20 protein-coding genes and 1 pseudogene are annotated in these 18266 nt (G+C 47.5%); 15 read left to right on the top strand and 6 right to left on the bottom strand.

What is annotated here, in order from left to right; genetic code table 11:
* Positions 1 to 366: 366 nt before the first annotated feature.
* Complete coding sequence (locus SPB21_RS02545; RefSeq protein WP_006519629.1) at positions 367 to 657, bottom strand: hypothetical protein; 291 nt, start codon at positions 655 to 657, stop codon at positions 367 to 369.
* Between the two features lie 134 nt (positions 658 to 791).
* Here SPB21_RS02545 and SPB21_RS02540 point away from each other — a divergent pair, with 134 nt between their 5' ends.
* The 6 genes from SPB21_RS02540 (at position 792) to SPB21_RS02515 (ending at position 4112) form a co-directional block, all read left to right on the top strand.
* Entirely contained in the window at positions 792 to 965 is a 174-nt protein-coding gene (locus SPB21_RS02540; RefSeq protein WP_499865342.1) for a hypothetical protein, read from the top strand.
* A gap of 366 nt (positions 966 to 1331) precedes the next feature.
* Complete coding sequence (locus SPB21_RS02535; RefSeq protein ID WP_499865341.1) at positions 1332 to 2126, top strand: DNA methyltransferase; 795 nt, start codon at positions 1332 to 1334, stop codon at positions 2124 to 2126.
* Between the two features lie 38 nt (positions 2127 to 2164).
* Positions 2165 to 2536, top strand: a complete 372-nt coding sequence (locus SPB21_RS02530; protein WP_499865339.1) for a single-stranded DNA-binding protein — start codon at positions 2165 to 2167, stop codon at positions 2534 to 2536.
* Between the two features lie 180 nt (positions 2537 to 2716).
* Positions 2717 to 2980, top strand: coding sequence for a hypothetical protein (locus SPB21_RS02525; protein WP_499865338.1), 264 nt, complete (start codon positions 2717 to 2719; stop codon positions 2978 to 2980).
* A 112-nt stretch (positions 2981 to 3092) separates the two neighbouring features.
* On the top strand, positions 3093 to 3452 hold the full coding sequence (locus SPB21_RS02520; RefSeq protein WP_499865336.1) for a hypothetical protein: 360 nt from the start codon (positions 3093 to 3095) through the stop codon (positions 3450 to 3452).
* A 180-nt stretch (positions 3453 to 3632) separates the two neighbouring features.
* Positions 3633 to 4112, top strand: coding sequence for a hypothetical protein (locus SPB21_RS02515; protein ID WP_499865335.1), 480 nt, complete (start codon positions 3633 to 3635; stop codon positions 4110 to 4112).
* A gap of 126 nt (positions 4113 to 4238) precedes the next feature.
* Here SPB21_RS02515 and SPB21_RS02510 read toward each other — a convergent pair whose 3' ends face one another.
* Positions 4239 to 4553 carry a hypothetical protein gene (locus tag SPB21_RS02510; protein WP_499865334.1) on the bottom strand — a complete coding sequence of 105 codons (315 nt, stop codon included), beginning with the start codon at positions 4551 to 4553 and terminating at the stop codon, positions 4239 to 4241.
* A 72-nt stretch (positions 4554 to 4625) separates the two neighbouring features.
* On the bottom strand, positions 4626 to 4823 hold the full coding sequence (locus SPB21_RS02505; RefSeq protein WP_499865333.1) for a hypothetical protein: 198 nt from the start codon (positions 4821 to 4823) through the stop codon (positions 4626 to 4628).
* 177 nt (positions 4824 to 5000) lie between these two features.
* Between SPB21_RS02505 and SPB21_RS02500 the strand changes: the two genes are divergently transcribed.
* The 3 genes from SPB21_RS02500 to SPB21_RS02490 all read left to right on the top strand — a co-directional run bounded on the left by SPB21_RS02500 (position 5001) and on the right by SPB21_RS02490 (position 7253).
* Positions 5001 to 5399, top strand: a complete 399-nt coding sequence (locus SPB21_RS02500) for a hypothetical protein (protein ID WP_499865331.1) — start codon at positions 5001 to 5003, stop codon at positions 5397 to 5399.
* Positions 5396 to 5530, top strand: a complete 135-nt coding sequence (locus tag SPB21_RS02495; RefSeq protein WP_499865330.1) for a hypothetical protein — start codon at positions 5396 to 5398, stop codon at positions 5528 to 5530. The genes SPB21_RS02500 and SPB21_RS02495 overlap by 4 nt, the downstream gene beginning before the upstream one ends.
* A gap of 376 nt (positions 5531 to 5906) precedes the next feature.
* The gene (locus SPB21_RS02490; RefSeq protein WP_499865328.1) at positions 5907 to 7253 is read left to right on the top strand and encodes an IS110 family transposase; all 1347 of its coding nucleotides are present in this window, start codon (positions 5907 to 5909) and stop codon (positions 7251 to 7253) included.
* Positions 7254 to 7519: 266 nt separating this feature from the next.
* Here SPB21_RS02490 and SPB21_RS02485 read toward each other — a convergent pair whose 3' ends face one another.
* Positions 7520 to 7960 (bottom strand): YlqD family protein, encoded by a 441-nt coding sequence (locus tag SPB21_RS02485; RefSeq protein WP_163669113.1) that lies wholly within the window; start codon positions 7958 to 7960, stop codon positions 7520 to 7522.
* A 490-nt stretch (positions 7961 to 8450) separates the two neighbouring features.
* Entirely contained in the window at positions 8451 to 10376 is a 1926-nt protein-coding gene (locus SPB21_RS02480; RefSeq protein ID WP_499057396.1) for an AMP-dependent synthetase/ligase, read from the bottom strand.
* Between the two features lie 379 nt (positions 10377 to 10755).
* On the opposite strand from SPB21_RS02480, the gene SPB21_RS02475 reads away from it, so the two are divergent.
* Both SPB21_RS02475 and SPB21_RS02470 read left to right on the top strand, forming a co-directional pair.
* Positions 10756 to 11583: a metallophosphoesterase gene (locus SPB21_RS02475; protein ID WP_499865325.1), complete on the top strand. Its 828-nt coding sequence runs from the start codon at positions 10756 to 10758 to the stop codon at positions 11581 to 11583.
* Between the two features lie 283 nt (positions 11584 to 11866).
* On the top strand, positions 11867 to 12781 hold the full coding sequence (locus SPB21_RS02470) for a branched-chain amino acid transaminase (RefSeq protein ID WP_163669107.1): 915 nt from the start codon (positions 11867 to 11869) through the stop codon (positions 12779 to 12781).
* A 76-nt stretch (positions 12782 to 12857) separates the two neighbouring features.
* Here the strand turns inward: SPB21_RS02470 and SPB21_RS02465 are convergent.
* Positions 12858 to 13058: pseudogene (locus tag SPB21_RS02465) on the bottom strand (hypothetical protein); the annotation flags it as partial.
* A 1142-nt stretch (positions 13059 to 14200) separates the two neighbouring features.
* On the opposite strand from SPB21_RS02465, the gene SPB21_RS02460 reads away from it, so the two are divergent.
* The 4 genes from SPB21_RS02460 to SPB21_RS02445 all read left to right on the top strand — a co-directional run bounded on the left by SPB21_RS02460 (position 14201) and on the right by SPB21_RS02445 (position 18265).
* Positions 14201 to 16906: a TIGR02921 family PEP-CTERM protein gene (locus SPB21_RS02460; RefSeq protein ID WP_499865324.1), complete on the top strand. Its 2706-nt coding sequence runs from the start codon at positions 14201 to 14203 to the stop codon at positions 16904 to 16906.
* A gap of 252 nt (positions 16907 to 17158) precedes the next feature.
* Complete coding sequence (locus SPB21_RS02455; RefSeq protein WP_499865323.1) at positions 17159 to 17308, top strand: hypothetical protein; 150 nt, start codon at positions 17159 to 17161, stop codon at positions 17306 to 17308.
* Between the two features lie 127 nt (positions 17309 to 17435).
* Positions 17436 to 17852: a hypothetical protein gene (locus SPB21_RS02450; RefSeq protein WP_499865322.1), complete on the top strand. Its 417-nt coding sequence runs from the start codon at positions 17436 to 17438 to the stop codon at positions 17850 to 17852.
* Complete coding sequence (locus tag SPB21_RS02445) at positions 17849 to 18265, top strand: hypothetical protein (protein WP_499865321.1); 417 nt, start codon at positions 17849 to 17851, stop codon at positions 18263 to 18265. The genes SPB21_RS02450 and SPB21_RS02445 overlap by 4 nt, the downstream gene beginning before the upstream one ends.
* The last annotated feature ends 1 nt before the right edge of the window (position 18266 follow it).

The raw sequence follows: 18266 nt of genomic DNA, 5'->3' as shown, positions 1-18266 counted from the left end.
TTTGTTTGTGCGTCCAGAGCAACGCTACGGCACCATTCTTCGGTTGGCACACTATCCCATAATTAAAGTTGTTGTGCCACTTATTTTGTTGTGCCTCCGCGTCACTCTTCCCACACTATTGTTACGCTGCCCGTTTTTTTATTTTCCGCCCTGCGACCCTTAGCCCCTCGCCCGCATAGGCTAGCACCGCAAACCCCCATCATCAAGCACTTATAACAATCCTGACAATAAGGCAAAAGGTTATCGTAGCGCTTGACGACGGGTGCCCGTTTGCGGTGCTTCTCTGTGGCTGGGCGGCGTGCGGTGCTCGGGCGGGTTATGCCCTGGCTATTGTCGTGGTTTGGCTTGTTATCTTTTATGGATAGCTTACCAGGGTAGCAGATTGCCTGCTGTTTCACTCCCCTGACTCTGCGGCCTATCCAACCATAGCAACAGGTTGCCTACATCTCCCGTTAACAGTGCGGCCCATTGGCCCCTATCCTCAGCTATGGCGACCACGCTATAACCCTGACTGTCTAGCCAGGGTTTAAGACCATAGGGCAGTGGGCAGGGCACAGCCAGCACTATACCCAGGCTTGCGCCATCTCGGTGCGGCCTGGCCCATGGGCAACAGTTTAGTTGTTGTGGCTTACTTAAAGTTAGCTGTTGATGGGGCATTGGCCTATCTTATCCTACTCTCCTATTATACACCTTTTAGGGTGTAAATCAATATATCTAAACAACATAAAACGGTTATATTTACAGTCTTCAAGGTGTATAATAGGATAAGCAGCCTAACAGGCACAGCAATCATGCGACAACTTGAATTAAACCTGAAAGTATCGGAGGACAATCTCATCCGGTTAATGCTGCAACGTGCAGCTGTTGTTAACAAAAAGATTCCGGCAATCGGAGAGAATCTCAAAGCAGCTGAAAAATACAACTTTTATCGAGTTGGAAATGTATATGTGAATAAATTTGATTGATGAATACCTATCTTATTTGTTTTGTTCACAATCCCTTGCATCACGCTAAACACTATCTTGGCAAAGCGAAGGATGTGACCAAACGGATTCAGCCGCATAGACAGGGTAACGGTTCAAGGTTGTTATCTATTGTTGTCTCTAAACAAACCGAAGCCACCATAGCAGCTTGTCAACAGATGTTTAAACCGGATGCGTCCACCGAAAAAAACTGCCAGTACTGCCAGCACTGGCAGCCAATGAGACTCATTTTTACTAGAGATACTGTAGTGCCAATTGGGGCATTTTGCACATTGAGGGCAGCTGGCGAGATGCCTCAACGATCTACAGATTACGCACAACGTTGTTACTTTTATTGGACAAGAAACAATGATTAATTTTGTCGAAGGCAATGCAGTTGATAAGCTTGCGGAACTGCTTAATACTCAATTGCGTTGGTGCTATTGCCTGACGAGTGTACCTTACTACTCCCAGATAGATTATGGTTTCGAACAACAACTTGGCTTAGAGCCCACTAGCAATGCCTATATAGAGGCTATGGTCAGTGTGTTTCATCTGATCTATCAGGGAATGGATGAAGGTGGCGTGTTATGGCTCAATATTCAAGACACTATTAACGGCTACAGTACGGTTAGGTCTGGCGGCAGACGTCAGGGAAACATTAGTTTTAGACGGAAGCCCGAAGAGGGGTATCGTAGCGGTGAGCCATTGCGGATACCTGAGCGATTAACCGAGCGACTATGTCAGCAGGGATGGTTTTTGCTTGAGACTAAGATATGGGACAAAGGACAAAGCAGCCAGCCACACCGGGGACAGCGCACCGGCACAACTCACGAATCCATTATTATTATGGGTAAGAGTCGCTACAGTCGACCTAAGCTCCACATCAGGGCCGATGTTGAAACCGTGCTCCGTATTGCACTAACAAAGCATCGTAATCACCCCTGCCCAATGCCTTACGACCTGGCCCATAGGTTATTATCTTGTGCTACGCGGGACAGGGCAACATTGATTGATCCGTTTTGTGGCACAGGTACCAGTCTGATCGCCGCCCATGACTATGCCTATGATGCCATTGGGATTGATTTAGATATCGGCATAGCCCAGGAAGAAGTACGGCTGAAGTGTACAGATATTTTCTGGGGGATATCTCGCTATGCGTAGGGGCTTTTACAACATTAAAGAACTCGGGGGGGAGCCAAATGAATAGCAGAATTGATCTAACAGTTGAAGCTATCGCTGCATTTAAGGCTATCGCCTCTACCCAGCCACCCAACTGGGTGCGCCCCCTGTCAGCTTATACCAATGGCTGGCCCCAGGCTATTGGGGCAACCGTTATGGCCAGTGATGACTACGGCCCCACAGTTGTTGCCTGGTGTGGTCATATTTACACCAGGCGCAGCGGACAGAATAAAACCTATGGTGCAGCTATCTGGTTTAGTCGGGCCATGGGTAAGAATGATGCCGGAGAGAATAATTACGTTCGATTAATTACATTTAAAGAGAAAGCCATACCCCACGCAGAACCGTTACCAGAGTATGTACAGCAAAAATTGAATAGCGTTACAAAATAATGCTTGACGCTACAAAGCCCTGATGTATAATCGGGCTGTCTACAAACTTTAAAATGTATGGGGACTAAGGAAGTACTAGCAGCGCTGACAGAAGGGAAGAACATTAATGAGCTTTCCATATAATGCTTGACGCTACAAAGCCCTGATGTATAATCGGGCTGTCTACAGACTTTAAAATGTATGGGGACTAAGGAAGTACTAGCAGCGCTGACAGAAGGGAAGAACATTAATGAGCTTTCCATTGCTTACGGAATTGCCAGACATGGCGATAGTTTTGTTAAAGAACGACGACAAGATTTTTACCGTAAAACCATAGAGCGGCTATTGGAAAATCCTAATAACTCCCGATATGAGAATGTCATTTTGATGTTCAAAGCGTTGGGTGTTGATATTGAGACAGCCATCTCAATCGCAGCTAACGCCAAGCTACAGGCAGAGAAATAACAAAAAATTTTCTCACCTCTGAAAAGGTAAGCAGCAGAGAATGAAGGCCCCCCATGAGTCGATGTAGGCTACGAGCCTCTTTGGAGAGCTTCACCAACGCAACGGGGAAACTATGGCACGAAAACGCAGAGACATACCAGAAGATATTGCCAAGCTGATCACAGATGATCAGCTAGAACAGCTGCGTGATGCGCTAGAACATTTTGACGGTAGCTATCACGAACTAATGGATCACCTAAAAGACTTGGGTGCCACCTCGATTATTTACATGATGGCTAACCGTGGCATCAAGCGTACCATGGGCAAAGGCCGAGGCGAGGTAAGTCTAAGCGACGACGAGGAAATGAATGTATGGGGTGATGGCTACACCATCAGTAAAGATAAAATGCATGACCTCGAAGACCCAGAGCAAGTTACCAGTGACTCATTTATTGAAGCAATGAAATTAAACGGCTGGCTTCCATGGGACTAAATTATGTTGAGATCGCAACCCATGCAACAACCTGAAACCATACACTAACTAAGCAGTAGCTATGGAAAGATAATCACAATGTCTATACTATGTGGTGTACACCTTAGCTAAATGCTACCAACGACCCAGAGCAAGTTACCTGGCCAGAATGCAACAGTAAGCTAATCGAGTTGCCGCCCCATGAAATCCGTTGCCGCCCATCACCCCATCATTGAACAGCTTAACCAGCTGAATGCGGCTGACTGGCTTGAAGCAGAGCCACTGATTTTTCAGTGCTTTGAAGAAGGGATATTCGAATGGAGCAATCCTAAGTTTCTAGCATTTTTAGAAGCTACCATTACAGGCCTGTTGACCATTCCCAGACATGAGCGTAAGCAGCTGCGAGGGATGATGTATGCCCGATATGTGGCAGAGCATATGCCAGTGGGTATTGATGATGACATTAGAAATCAGATTGCTGCGATCGCAGCCGGTCAGCCAGTACCCAAACTAGTTCGAGGCATATGGCGGGGTCCTAGCTGCGTATGGCCATCCCACCGGAGTAGTTTGTGGAGCGGTCGAGCATTCTGGGTAATCCAGCAGCAGTTTGTTGATGGTAAGTTAGCCGTAGATCTGCTCAGAAGACGGGCTAAGCTCAGACGACAGCAAAAAGCCTCGTAGATTGGGTTAGCGACCAGCGTAACCCAACATTTCCTGTTTTTCTATTGATGGTTATTTTTTAGAGAGTCTTAGCAACAACTTCAAAACATTCGGCATATGCTCACCTTGCTCAATATACCAAGAGCCTCAACCCTTCTTAACTCGTCTAGGTTTGTTGCGAGTATCCCCCTTAGCCGTCTTCTTATCCCAAGAACTCACCAGCTGCTTACACTGCGATAGCTGACGACCTTCTCTAATCCACTGGGCCAGTCTACTCGCTCGATTCTCAACCAGTTCATTTCCCACAGCACCACCCCTCACATGCAGCTGGCCCAACACCTTGCGCCCCATCCCCCACTGCAACCGATAGTAATAGTTGCCATGGCTCGGATATTTGTAGAGCCCAAACCATTTAGCATTGCCCGCTAGCGAAGCCTGAGACCGAACAGCACTATGCGCCATGGCCTAACATCTCATCGATGGTTTCTATAGCCCGGGCTAAAATCTGCCTTAAGTGTGCCAGCAGTTTAGGACTTAGGTACTGCTGGCCAGGGGTTCCCCCGGCTGTTTTATCTCTAACTCTCCCCTCCCTAATAGATCTAGCAGTTCTGACACACTGACTTGATAGTCTTTCGCAAGGGCGGTAAGACCTCTTTTACCTTGCTCAGTGAGTAAGGCATTGACACGTTCTGTTTTTGGTTGACCATGCTGTGAATGGCCTGCCTTTGGCATCTGTCTATAGAGATGATTAAGGAACGACCACATTATACTCACAAACCTGAAACGGCCTGTGAAATCCATCTTTCGTCTGTTGTGTAAAGTCACATTAATCTATTGAAAAATGAGTAGAATACACCTATATTATACTCATAATAAAGTTAAGTTAGCCTTTTATAGGGCATCAAAACAGTGAACAGGTTATCTATACTCAGCCTCCTGCTTGCGTTTGGGCCAGCGCTTACGGCATCTAGCTGTGAGACCCTGCAAGCGCAATCTAAGATCGCTTTGCAGGGTGCATCCGTCCAGGCTTCCGCCCCAGCAAACACAGGATTCGATGTCACTAAGTCAGCGTTTCCTGAGCAAGATTTACAACCCTATGGTGTAAACGGCTCCATCGATGCGGCTGACACCAAAGCCTTGTTGCATCTTGCCTGGCCCCAATCCTATGACGCCATCATCAACAGATTTGGGTTTCCCAGCTATCGCAACACCACCCAAGATTTTTACCAACTGCCCAATGGTCGATGGGTAGCCATCAACTATAGCGGTCGTACAGCGCTGGGCTATTCCCTCAGCGATAGCCAATGATTGAACCACTAGAATGGCGTGCGATCGCAATCAGTGAACTAATAGACCTGCTCTATCTACTCAACAGTGATCCTGAGTTTAAACAAGCAGATTTCCAACAACGAGTTTTGATGCTCTCAGAGAATAAGTAATGCAGTTTCAGCCAAATAGAGAGATTCTAGACAGCACTCTCCAACAGCTAAAGGGACAACCTATTGAACTGTGCTTAGACGGGATAGACGCCCTAACAAAACACACACAAATCACCTTAGCCCCTTAGCCAATGGCAGCAAAGACTCAATACACATATATGTTTTATGGGTTTAAGAATATGCTGGCCACCAGGCTTGAAGAAAACATGCCCTTTAACCGCCTGAAGAGATTCCCTGGGAAGAATCGAAATCTCACATTTCACGAGATAGCGGGGTAACCCGTAGGAAGCAAAGAGTCTTAAGAATAAGATGATCGGCAAAACCGATTTACCAGCATATTGGACAGCTTCCAAAAAGTCTTGCTTTGAGTGGCAGTATGGCCGTTTCGGCTTCAAGAAATAGAGAACTAGACTTTATGACAACAAAAGTAGTTGGATGTGACTGCGGAAAAAGCAGTCTCTATGTTTGTGTAATTGAAAAGAAACCTAGAAACTTCAAGCAATTTGCACGTTCCTATAAGCCCGAGATTCTAAAGATATCCCAAGATTCAATCGATTATCTATTAGGTCTTGACGCGGATACCTATGTACTAGAACCCACAGGTTCGTATGGCTACATTTGGATAGACCAATTAACAGCACATGGTAAAGACGTTCGCTTAGTTTCACCAAGACGTGTGACCGCTTATCGCGTCTACCAAGGCGTTACCAATAAGCAAGACAGGCCAGATGCAGCAGCTATAGCCTGCTATTCATTTGAAAATTACGACGACCCATCAGCTTTCATTTCACTCGACAAAATCAAGTTTAGGCAAAAATACCTATCGCTAAAAAATACAATTAACAACCGCAGCCCGATACACAATAGGCTATGTCAACGGTTAACATTCGAGTGCCCCGAGCTAGTAAAAACAGTAGAAAAATGCGCACGGTCATGGCTAGACCCTAATCCACCAGCCACCATCCGCGCAATCGCTGGCCAGGAAGTTAAAGGACCATGGTCCACATTACGCGAAGAAAAAATAGCCAACACCATCGGTCGAGGCATATCAGCTCACAGTAAGTTCCTCGCAAACCAGTTATGCAGCTTCTACGAAGAAGAACTTCGTCTTGAGGAGGAGCTAGACGTGCTCATCTATCAAGAAAAGCTAAGAGCCTATAACTCAATATTCGATAAATTCGAAGTAGCCCCAAAAACCAGAGCCGCTTTACTATCCGCAATTTTCCCCTTTGAAGCATTTCTCGACGACGACGGAAAAGAAATTATCGAGTACGTATCCGGCAAAAAAGGCCAATCCTCACGCAGAAATCGCAGTGAAGCCGCCTTCAAACTAAGCTTAGGCATGGGCCTAGTCTTCAAAGAATCCGGCAAAAAGCGAGGATGGATCAAAGGCGGTCCCAGATACCTCAGAGCGATACTGTGGACCTACGTCAGCACGACCGTGGTAATAGGTGGCGAATCCGCCAAAGTCAAAAAAATAGCCACAGACGTCGAGCAATGCATACATACCCTAGGCACTCAAAAAACACCACACTGGCTAAACGGTGAGTTAGCAAACGCGATCGCAACGATTACAGACACCACCAGAGAAGTTGCATCACTGCGGTTGCATTACAAATTTGCCAGACCAGGTGAACCAGACTTCAAAAGGCGAATGGCAACCGCTTCCAGATTCGTGCGGCAACTCTACAAAGCGCTAGTCAAAGAAATCGCAAAGCGATAGACAAAAGAGCGGTCTGACCAGTAGGAAAAGTCCTACGCTGTAAAGTCAGGCTAATAGCATCTTATGGCAAAGGCCCCAGAATAAAAATATTAAGAAATCTTATTCTAAAAGACTTTGTGTCATTAAATTAAATGGGCAGCAAAATAAAAAACCAACCGCGAAGTCACGGTTGGTTTCGAATATAAATTTTATGTTTGTGCGTAGGCTGGAGCTTACTTCTCTCTTTGGATTTAGGGATACACACCTAATAATGGGTAAGCCCCAACCTATAGTTCACCGCGAATTTCTTCAATGACACCGTCACGTAGTAGGATTTCTACTTGCATTTTTTTGACGAGGTTATCGCCAGTGGACACCTTGAAGAAACCATCGATCTGGCCTTGGCTGACTTCTTTGTTGAGTTCTAGGGTTTGAACTTGCTGTAGCTGTTGTAAAACCTGGTTCTTTTGCTGAAGTAGCTTGTTTTTGTCTTCGTTGATTTTATTTTGTACAGCGGCCATTTGTTTTTGCACAGCTTCGTTGGCTTCTTGCTTTTGTAGCTCAGTTACCATGCGCTGGCCTTGCATTTCGAGTTGTTGTAGGCGACTGTCAATGCCGTTGATCTGCTTTTGTAGTTGATTTTGGGCTTCTTCTTTCCAAAGTGGGGTAACGACGGCTTTGACGTTGATGACTCGTTTTAGGAGTAGTTGGGATTGCGAAGCGTCCATGAAACTATAAATAAAGACTGGTTTTAGTGATCAATTTCACTAGGTATATTACCCTCTCCGGTAGGAAAGGGGACTTTTGCAAGATTTTCTATGGGTTTGAGGGACTCGGGGAGGATATTTAAGGGGTTGATTGGGGGCCATCTGTGTGTCCTTTCCGGAAGTAGTTAGGATCTCGTTTAGGCAAACTGGGGTTTCCCTGGGTAGGGCCGGGACGCCACCCTACGACCCAACGTATAAGGGTATCCCACATTGCGTAGACAGACGTTACGGCGGGGTCGATTTTGTAGATTCTGACCTGCATATCTTGTAGGGGCATCCCCTTGTGGGTGCCCTGGAATAACCTATAGATTCTTTGGATTTTCTCTATCGCTCCACATATATATCTTAGGGACATCCCCCTGTGGGTGACCCGGGATAACCTATACGATTTTTCAACCCCGTGATGGCATGATTCTGTCATTACGCAATCACGGTAATTGTTAGATATCCCCTATTTGAATAGCCCATCGATAACGTCTTGATAGTTGCGGGTAACGACTGGACGCTTGATTTTCATGGTTTGGGTTAGCATACCGTTCTCCATGGAGAACGGTTCGCCTAACAGCGTAAAGGGACCAATGCGTTCATCGGGGCGATGGCCAGGGCGAGCTTTGACTTCGCGGGTGAGTTCTTGTTTAAAGAGGGTTTGGACTTTGGAGTTATTCAGGGATTCGACGGGGTTGGCTTCGTCGATGGTAATGTCCTGGGTGGTGGCCCACTGGCTGAGGGCTTCTAGATTGGGAACGATCAGGGCTCCAAGGACTTTTTGGTCTTGGCCGACAAGCATGATCTGATCGATGTACTTGCTGCGGGCACAGGCGTTCTCGATGGGCTGGGGTTCGATATTTTCACCGCTGGTGAGGACAATGGTATCTTTGGCACGACCGGTGATGACCAGATCGCCGTTGGCAGTAATTTTGCCAAGGTCACCTGTGTCGAACCAGCCGTCGGGATCGATGGCTTTGCTGGTGGCGTCAGGATTTTTGTAGTACCCCTGCATGATTTGGGGACCACGGACTAGTACAAGGCCTTTCTGACCCTGGGGGACGTCTTGACGGCTGTCTAGGTCGACAATGCGGGTTTCGGTGCCGGGTAGGGGTTGACCGTCGGCCCCTCGCAGGTTTTGCCAGGGGCGACGTACGTGGGTGATGGGAGAGGTTTCGGTGAGACCATAGCCACCGAGAATGGCAACGTCGATGATTTCATAGAAGTCTTCCAGGTGATCGGCAATGGAACCGCCACCGCTGACGACGAAGTTAATGTCGCCGCCTGTGGCTTCGCGGATTTTTTTGTAAACCATGGAGTCGCCCAGCTTATGGAAGGGTAAGAGGACGGCGCACTGAATGCTGGCCATGGCTCGGTCAAAGGCGCTGGGGCTATAGTCGAGGCTAAGGTTCTCGGCAATGCGCTTGGCGGCTATGTAGCGCTGGCTCTGGTGTAGAAAAAAGTTGATCAGTTTTTGCTTACTTTCGGGTTGCTCGCGAAACTGTTTTTGTACGCCTTCATAGATGGACTCCCACAGTCGAGGGACACCCACCATGTAATTAGGTTTGTAGGCTTTGAGGTCTTTTTTGACGTGGCGAATATTGGTGTACACCTGTTGTACGCCCTGGGACAGGGTGAAATATTCAAAGGTGCGTTCATAGCAGTGCCAGATGGGCAGGATGCTCATGACTTTGGAGCCCGGCTTGGGATGCACGACACTACAGGCCCCTGAAATTTGGGATAGTAGGTTATCTTGACTGAGCATGACGCCCTTGGGTCTGCCGGAGGTGCCAGAGGTGTACATTAAAGTGGCGAGGTCGGTGCGATCGCATTTCACAGCTTCCAGCTCCACACCGACCCCCAGCTCCATCAGCTGTGTAAAATTCAGCAGTTTGGTCGTCGTCTCTAGCTGAGGCGTTTCATCCGACAGCAGCCCAATAAACCGTAGATTTTTATCCCCAAGGCAGTCGGCTAGCTTATTCAAGGTGGCTTGATCCTGCACAATCATCGCCACAGCATCACTATTTTCAAGGATGTAAGCGAGTTCATCTTTATCAGCTTGGGAACCGCGCACAGCATCCACCGCTCCAACGGTCATGATTCCCTGGTCAGCCACTAGCCAGCGGGGCTGATTATCTGAAAAGAGAGCAATTTTGTCCTGGGGGTTAATGCCCAGTGTTTGTAGACTGGCAGCAAACTGTTTAATTTGTTCGTTTAACTCACCATAGGTCAGCTTTAGCTGGGGGGTACTGTGGGGATCTTCCAGGGCGATTTGGTTGGAAAAGCGCTCAGCAACGATGGGCCAGATGCCAGCCACCGACTGGACATGACTGTAGTCAATCGCTTGGGCAAGATTACTTTGTTCCTGGGGCGTAAGTGTGGCAGCAGTCATAAAAACGTCCTGTAAAACGGTATCTAAAAGTGCCTTGGGTGAGTTTAGTTTAAAGGTATCAACTCAAATCAGAACGTTTCCCCCAGGATAATGCTCAGGAATCAGAAGCTAGGAATCGGGACATCACTGACTTCTGATGCTTGATTCCCTACCTGGTCAGAGTTTTTCAGTTTAAGTTGATATCCAAATTTATTTAGAACTAAGAACTCAAAATTAAACTCACGTGGATTTTATAATTTCATCGATAAACTCTGCACCCATAGCCTTACATAGACCAGTCCGGCAACTGTCAAAGTTGACAATGGGCCATGACAAGCCACCATGGTCAGGCTAAACATCAGAAGTTAAGTTAAGTAACGAATCTTTCGTTCCTGAAACTATGCGCCCTTTATTTGTTGGTCCGCTGACGGTTGAAACCCTGGAAGTACCTATTCGGGATTTACCTGAGCGACTCCAGGGCACGGTCATTGTGCAGCTATCGGATTTTCACTACGACGGAAAGTGCCTGGCTGAAAAAACATTGGCCGATGCGATCGCAACCGTCTCCACCCTCAACCCCGATTTAATCGTCTTCACAGGCGATTTCATCACCGCCGAACCCGACCCTATTTATCCACTGGCCAAGCAGCTAAGTCCCCTCGCCAAAGCCTTTCCCACTTATGCCATCCTGGGCAACCACGATAATTACTGGCCCATGGCTCGAGGCATCGTCACTAAGGCCCTAATCGACATCAATATCAGAGTCCTTTGGAATCAAATCGACTATCCCCTCGGAAATGACCTCGCCTTGGTCGGCCTAGCCGACTACTACAACCGCGACTTTACCCCAACTGTCCTAGACCAGCTACCCACCACATTGCCGCGCATCGTCCTCTCCCACAATCCCGACACCGCCGAACACATGATGCCCTGGCGCGTCGATCTACAGCTATCCGGCCATACCCACGGCGGTCAAATCATCCTACCCGGCATCGGCAACGTCGCCCGTCACTGGTTCCAGTTCCGCAAGCGACTGCCCACAATACTCCGAAAAAGCAATATCCCCTACCTGAGCGACAAATGCGCCAGCGTCGTCGACCACTGGGAATGGGCCATGGGCCTGCACAGAGTAGGCCAGAATTTACTCTATGTAAATCGTGGCCTGGGCAGCTATGCCCCAGGACGGTTGTTTTGTAATCCAGAAATTACGGCGATCACTCTGATCTAATGTTTAGTTTTGAGTCCTAAATCTTGAATTTTGAGTGAGTTGCCTGAAACAGGGTATTACCAAGCCAATGGGCATTAACTCAAAACCAAGGAAGGAAAATTACTAAGGTCCAATTTTTGAATGTAAAGACGTTCCAGATTCTATTAATCGCTTACTCCTAATGAACTCAAAACTTTCCCTCTCCAAAATCTTAAGGAACCCCAACATTACCCCCTACCAACTTTCCGTTTACTCAAGAACTCCTCTATCCTAGGTAGAACAATTTCTTGAAGCTGCCGAGCCAATGCACAACTTTCTGCCGATTTCCTATTTTGAGGGTCAGTTTTGTCCATTTGAAGATGCCAAAATTTCCATTGCCACCCATGCATTGCACTACGGTACAGGTGCCTTTGGTGGCTTACGCGGCATTCCCGATCCTCAGAATGAAAATCGGGTCTTGCTATTTCGGTTAGATCGCCACTGTACCCGCCTAAGTAAAAGTGCTCGATTGCTGAATTTTGATTTACCGGCGGACAAAATTCAGCATGTAATTACAGAATTTGTAAAGCACAACAGCCCCAAAACATCCTTCTACATTCGGCCCTTTGTATACACCTCAGACCTGGGCATTGCCCCTCGACTACATAACGTAAAAAAAGACTTTTTCGTCTATGGTCTGGAACTTGGGGATTATCTCTCACCAGAGGGTGTCAGTTGTCGGGTTAGTTCCTGGTATCGCCAGGAAGATCGCAGTCTGCCGTTGCGAGGCAAAATTAGCGGCGCTTACATTACCTCTTCCCTAGCCAAGACTGAGGCCGTCGAAGCAGGCTTTGACGAAGCCATTTTGATGAACTCCCAAGGTAAAGTCAGCGAAGCCTCAGGGATGAACATTTTTATTGTGCGCAATGGCAAACTAATTGCCCCCGGTTTTGAGCAGGACATTCTAGAAGGTATCACCCGTGACAGCGTACTCCAGGTCGCTCAAGATTTAGGTATCGATGTCATTGAACGCCCTGTAGATAAATCAGAGTTGCTGATTGCCGATGAAGTATTTCTCAGCGGTACTGCAGCCAAGGTAACCCCAGTACGACAGGTGGAGAATTACACGCTATCAACAGTGCGACCCATCACCGATAAAATTCGCGAAAAACTCTCAGCTATTACAGAAGGACGAGACCCACAATACAAAGACTGGGTATTTGGCATCGACCTAACCTGATCTTCCTAAAGATAATTACCTCTGGTCCCCAAGAATAAGCAATCAGTTAGGCCCCACCTTTTGATGTACAGGCGTTCTATGGAACGCCTCTCCAAACAATAATTTTTTCCTCATAAAATCCTCGTCCCACCATGCGGTCGGCCATGCGGTCGGCAATACTGAGAAGAGTTTGAGACCGTTTTGTCACTGGCGTTTCTGCCCAGCTATCTTTAGCAGCGTGAGTGTCATTTAGGGCCAGTCCTACATCGGCTGCCATAGAGTATAGAATTTGGCAGAGATTTTTACCATTTACTAGGACAGATTTTCAACATACTGAGCTGTGTGGGCGCAATCCGCTGGTCACTAATTAAAGTTGTCGTAGTGAACAGCCAGATATTTTTGTTTTTTTGACAACAGATTGCACCATAATACTCAAGATTTTTCATAATTGATTGATTGTTTTTATGTCAGACTAAGGCGAAACAATCAATAGAGCTTGTTTTTTGATAATACTGGCTACGCTATAACAGGCCTTGAATAAAACACAGCGAATGGTAGAACTTGTTTAGGGTTGGAGGTACTGTTTGTGTGGTTTGACTGAGCTACGTGACGAGTATTATCAATGCTGCTCATTAACAAACTTTTCTGCTGCTTCCAGTGATTCAAAGGTTTCGGGATAGCGATCTCTAAGCACAGCAGACAAACAGTTGAGATCGCGGTCTTTATAAGTCGTTAAAGCAAAAGGCAAAGCTGCATTGAAAATCAGAGGAAAGTCATCTGTGAAATTAATGCTATCAAGGATTAACAAGCTGAAATATGGAGAAACATTACTGTAGACCTGAAACCAGAAAAAATTGATGAATTTGGTTAAACAAGGACCTCCCTACAGTCCTTTGATTTCCTAGCAGGCCATACCCACAGCCAATTCTCTTACCTCAAAATTCAGATTTTGTAGCCACCAGTGGACACATAAGCCCATGGTCTTGATCCGTCATAGTGTCCAGTGAGCAGTTGTTAAAGTACTTAAGGTGCTAGTTGAGCCAGGTCAGAATTCTGTCTCGACCCAGCAATCATCTGCTCAGGACATCTACTACGATCTTTCCGTTCCCAGTAGAATTCGCGAGGCGGGTTTCGGTTACTAGTGTTAGCAATCGAAACCCACCCCGCCTTCGCAATAGCCTTCCCACGAAGAGAAATTTTTATTAACCACAAATAATTTCAAGACTACACTACACACCTCCAACACCCCTAGGAATCACTTCATCCCCTCCTGATGAAGTGTATTTGCACTAATAAAACTTGGAATCCTTAGGTGGCAAGGTATTGCTAACTTTTTGAGGCTCAACGTGAAATCCCCATAAAGTTTCCAGCCTTTGCCCGTAAAGCCCTTTAGCCGGGTTGTGTCAAACCAAACAGTCTGCGTTATTCCTTGCATAAGTCATGAAAACCGCGCTCCACTGGCTATCTCACACAATCTTCTGGACCTGGAACATTGCCTTTATTGGCTTTATCTATTTCTGGCTACTGCCAGTGGCAGGACTCCCCATCCTCGAAGCCGCTCGCATGGGCGAAATTCCACCCGCCTTTGTCGCTAGCATTCTTGGCATGCTGGTGGTACCCCCAATCTGCACCGTGGTCGGCGGCAAATGGCTGCGCAAACATCCGATATTACTGATGCGGTTGTTTTACGGTGTGGAAGTGCCCCTATTTGGCCTGTGCCTGCTGCGGTTATTCCTTATTCGTGACACCACCCCAGCCAGTGCCCATATCCTAATAACGGTGCTAGCTGCCATTGCCATGTTTGCCATCGAAACTCTGGCTGGCTATGCCGCCTACCGACCGCGATTGGCCTGGGCACAAATGATTGGCCACAGCTTAATCCTGGTCACTGGTCTGTATGCAGGCACACTACTGCTGCTCTACACCGTGCCTGCCCTATGCGTTCTGATCTACGGCACCATAACGGGGCTCTTGAATATTAATTGGTGGCTGTGGTTACAAGATATAGGGCAGATGTTAAGCCAGCCTCACTTAATTCTTGTCGGTTTTCTCTTTTTTGTTCTGTGGGGTTCAAGCGCTTTGGTGCTTGTTTCCATGCCCTACGTTTTCGTCAATTTTTATGTGCTCTCCTGGCATCGCATTCGTAAAGCGTTTGCTAAACAGCACGGCCATGGCTGGGCTGTTACTGGCGCTGTCGTTGGCATCAGCTGTTTGCTCTTCGGACTATTGCAACTTCCCCAGCCCCAGGCCAGAGCCTTTAGCCTGTTAGATGGTCCTGCACCGCAAACCCCAGCCGACCGTTTAACCCTGGTCAAACAGTCAGAAACTATTCGTAAGGGCCTGGTTCATGGCTATCTCTTCCGCTATCGCTATCTCGGTACTGCCGAAGAAAGCAACCAGCTGCGAGAAATGTATAAGGCGGTTTTTGACATGCCGGAAACCGATGCTCAGGTATTCCAAGACTTTCATAATGGGCTGCTGTCACCGTTTTTGTATAAAGGCGATCGCAACGACGATGACAAAGCAGAAGCACTCTACACCAGCTTCTTTGACACGCCCATTCAAAAGGCAGAACGCACCGAAATTCGCAGCGCCCTCCAAGCAACCGCCAACCGAGACGAAACCCAGGCTGGTGTGCTTAACCTGGACCAAAAGGTCATTCGTCTGGCAGAACAGACAGTCACTGTAGAAGAAAATGGCGACTGGGCTGAACTTGAAGTTTACGAGCAATACGAAAACAAAACTGCTGACGCCCAAGAGATTTTCTACAGCTTCTCATTACCGGAAAGTGCCACCATTACGGGTCTCTGGTTGGCCGAAGCGAAAGATGGTTCTCGCTTTCCCTTCACCGTATCGCCCCGTGGTGCTGCCCAACAGGTCTATAAAGGTGAGATTGAACGGGCAGAAACCCAACGGGCAGAAGACCCGGCATTACTGGAACAAGTTGGTCCCCGTCAATATCGTCTGCGTGTCTTTCCGATTCCTGCTGCCGTATCTACAAAAGAACCTGGTGAGCTACACCTATGGATGACCTATCAGGTACTCCAGCAAGACGGTGCCTGGCCTTTGCCCCAGCTCACCGAAAAACGCAATATCTTCTGGACTGACAAAACTATTCATCAGCGGCGGGGCAAAAACGTCCTGGTGAGTGAAGATACCTGGTTTGAACCCACCCTTCAGGCTAGGAAGAAGGCCAAACCCACGGCTCACCAGGTGCAGCTAGCGGAAGGCTATCAGGTTACGGCAACACCGGTAGCCAAAACTGTCGTACCAGGCGGAAAAAGAATCGCAGCTATCTTAGACACTTCCTACAGTATGGATAACGGTGCCCATGCTGAAGCCTTGCAACAGCTTGAAACGATCCAAACGCAAAACACCATAGACTTTTATCGGACAACGGCCACTGGGGAGACCTTGACACCTAGCGACGATCTCAACTCCTTGGACCTGATTGTTCCCTACGGCAGTCTGCAACCGGCAGAGATGCTGCAACAGTTTGAGGCACAGCGCCTACCAAAAACTTACGACGCTATCTTGTTGCTGACCGATGCAGGCAGCTACGAGCTAACGGAAGAGGAGCTTGAGCTACCCAAACTGTCTGCGCCCCTGTGGTTAGTGCACATGGGCCATCAGCTACCCTCTGCCTATGACGACAAACTGTTAGAGGCCATCCAAGCAAGCGGTGGCGGAGTGGCCACGGATGTTACCGCTGTGCTACAGCGTTTAGACAAAAATGTGATCGATGGTTATGAATGGTCTGTAACAGCCAGTGATGGCACTGATCAGACAGATGAGTTTGCCCCTGTGGCTGCACGGCAGATGATTCTACAGCGCAGTCGTACGGCGGATATGACCCAGTTGGAGAATTTGGATGGGGTACACGCTGTTGCAAAACGGACTCAAATCGTGACGCCTTATTCTTCCATGCTCGTCTTAGTTAACGACCGTCAGCGAGAGCTGTTGCGTCAGGCTGAGGCTGCTGCTGATCGCTTTGACCGTGAAGTGGAGGATGGTCAGGATGATCTGACGGATCCGTCTAACCCGCTAAATTCAGTCTCTGTACCTGAGCCGGGCTCCGTAGTGGGCATGGGAATCATCGCTGCTGGGTTGATTTTGCTAAAGCGCAAACAATCGGCTAGCAAATAGCGCAAAGGAACGATGTGGTGGCCTCATCACGTCTTGACTATGGAAGGTCTTGAAAATGGCGTTTGCAACTGTAGGTAGTCGTTTGCGATCTCATTCATTCACTAGCGCACATTTACCACCCCGTGGAGTTCCCCTATGAGTCGCCTCCCTGACAATTCAATACAGAGCCCAAAATCACAAACTATCGCTGATACCATTGTCCAACGGTTGAATCAGCTACCTTTATAAAGCCAGCATCAGGTTTTGGATTTTGTGGAGTTTCTGCTGCATCGTCATAAGCTAAACAAAGCAGTTGAAGCATTTAATGATGACGTTGAGGAAGATTTGACAATCTGGGAAGCAGCTAAGGATGAAGATTGGCTGGCGTTAGAGGCTGAGTTAGCTGCTGCAAAAAATAGCTGACGTTTAAAAATTATGGGTACTTGGGTAGCGCGATCTCATTGATCACAACCATGACTGACTTGTCTGAAATATCCTAGTGCAGGCATACTAAAGCTTACAAAGCGAATATGTACAAGGATCTATAGGAATGGGATTCCTAAACTTTTTTCAGAATCAACAGACTAACGATAGTCAGCTAGCACTGTTAGAAGGGCAAGAAGCGACCTTAATCGACAGTACTGAGCCAACTAGAAAGTTGGCCAATGAGCGACTGCTTAATGAAGCCACAAAGCGTGGTGGTAACCAGCGAACTTACAGACGGATTAATGCCGCAGCCGTTCAGCAAATGCTAGGAGAAAATCCAGCTCAGCTTTACGATGCCCTAGGTATTCCTCGTCATATTCGCAAGAACCTTCCTCAGGAAGCTAAAGAAGCGTTAATGGTTGGCGATATTGCTGCCTTTGAGCAAATTTTGAATGATAATGCTATTGGGCATGATTCATTGGTTGAATCTGCAACGGAAGGCTATCGAAAGGCCAGAGGTATATTCAGGTGGAACCGATGACGCTGAGTATTGCGACCCTTAAAAACGAAACCTATCTGGAGTGGGAACTGCTGCATGATGAGCAGGGAGCCTATGCTCAGGGTTTTAAGGCGGATATCCGCAAGCAGTTTGGTGACTTGCGTAAGCGTGAAACTTGGGAGCGGGCAGCGGTTTATTACACAGCCTTGGGTGTGGCTGAGACGCCAAATCTTGAAGATTGGCAAAAGGTTTGTTGGATAGCTATTCCAGGTTACTTGGGTAAAGATTTGCTGATGGAGCATTATCAGCCTGAGTTACTGGACTGCTTGATGCAGATGCCTAAGTTTGTTGAGATTGTCAAACTCGGTCTTGAGCAGGTTTACCAGCGAGAAGACTTAGACAAAGAGCAAGCGCAAATTGAATCCTTAAAAGACCAGTTGTTGGCAATTGCTTAAA

It is taken from the genome of Leptothoe sp. ISB3NOV94-8A, from assembly GCF_043421595.1.
In the GTDB taxonomy this organism is placed as follows: domain Bacteria; phylum Cyanobacteriota; class Cyanobacteriia; order Phormidesmidales; family Phormidesmidaceae; genus Leptothoe; species Leptothoe turfae.
The sequence above is the reverse complement of the archived record's forward strand: the minus strand, read 5'-3'. Positions and strand labels throughout refer to the sequence as shown.

Coding starts and splice junctions, on each gene's coding strand:
- SPB21_RS02490 (WP_499865328.1), top strand. CDS start 5,907: ATGGCCGTTTCGGCTTCAAGAAATAGAGAACTAGACTTTATGACAACA.
- SPB21_RS02540 (WP_499865342.1), top strand. CDS start 792: ATGCGACAACTTGAATTAAACCTGAAAGTATCGGAGGACAATCTCATC.
- SPB21_RS02530 (WP_499865339.1), top strand. CDS start 2,165: ATGAATAGCAGAATTGATCTAACAGTTGAAGCTATCGCTGCATTTAAG.
- SPB21_RS02480 (WP_499057396.1), bottom strand. CDS start 10,376: ATGACTGCTGCCACACTTACGCCCCAGGAACAAAGTAATCTTGCCCAA.
- SPB21_RS02495 (WP_499865330.1), top strand. CDS start 5,396: ATGATTGAACCACTAGAATGGCGTGCGATCGCAATCAGTGAACTAATA.
- SPB21_RS02525 (WP_499865338.1), top strand. CDS start 2,717: ATGGGGACTAAGGAAGTACTAGCAGCGCTGACAGAAGGGAAGAACATT.
- SPB21_RS02475 (WP_499865325.1), top strand. CDS start 10,756: ATGCGCCCTTTATTTGTTGGTCCGCTGACGGTTGAAACCCTGGAAGTA.
- SPB21_RS02510 (WP_499865334.1), bottom strand. CDS start 4,553: ATGGCGCATAGTGCTGTTCGGTCTCAGGCTTCGCTAGCGGGCAATGCT.
- SPB21_RS02470 (WP_163669107.1), top strand. CDS start 11,867: ATGCACAACTTTCTGCCGATTTCCTATTTTGAGGGTCAGTTTTGTCCA.
- SPB21_RS02505 (WP_499865333.1), bottom strand. CDS start 4,823: ATGCCAAAGGCAGGCCATTCACAGCATGGTCAACCAAAAACAGAACGT.
- SPB21_RS02520 (WP_499865336.1), top strand. CDS start 3,093: ATGGCACGAAAACGCAGAGACATACCAGAAGATATTGCCAAGCTGATC.
- SPB21_RS02485 (WP_163669113.1), bottom strand. CDS start 7,960: ATGGACGCTTCGCAATCCCAACTACTCCTAAAACGAGTCATCAACGTC.
- SPB21_RS02545 (WP_006519629.1), bottom strand. CDS start 657: ATGCCCCATCAACAGCTAACTTTAAGTAAGCCACAACAACTAAACTGT.
- SPB21_RS02460 (WP_499865324.1), top strand. CDS start 14,201: ATGAAAACCGCGCTCCACTGGCTATCTCACACAATCTTCTGGACCTGG.
- SPB21_RS02450 (WP_499865322.1), top strand. CDS start 17,436: ATGGGATTCCTAAACTTTTTTCAGAATCAACAGACTAACGATAGTCAG.
- SPB21_RS02445 (WP_499865321.1), top strand. CDS start 17,849: ATGACGCTGAGTATTGCGACCCTTAAAAACGAAACCTATCTGGAGTGG.
- SPB21_RS02535 (WP_499865341.1), top strand. CDS start 1,332: ATGATTAATTTTGTCGAAGGCAATGCAGTTGATAAGCTTGCGGAACTG.
- SPB21_RS02515 (WP_499865335.1), top strand. CDS start 3,633: ATGAAATCCGTTGCCGCCCATCACCCCATCATTGAACAGCTTAACCAG.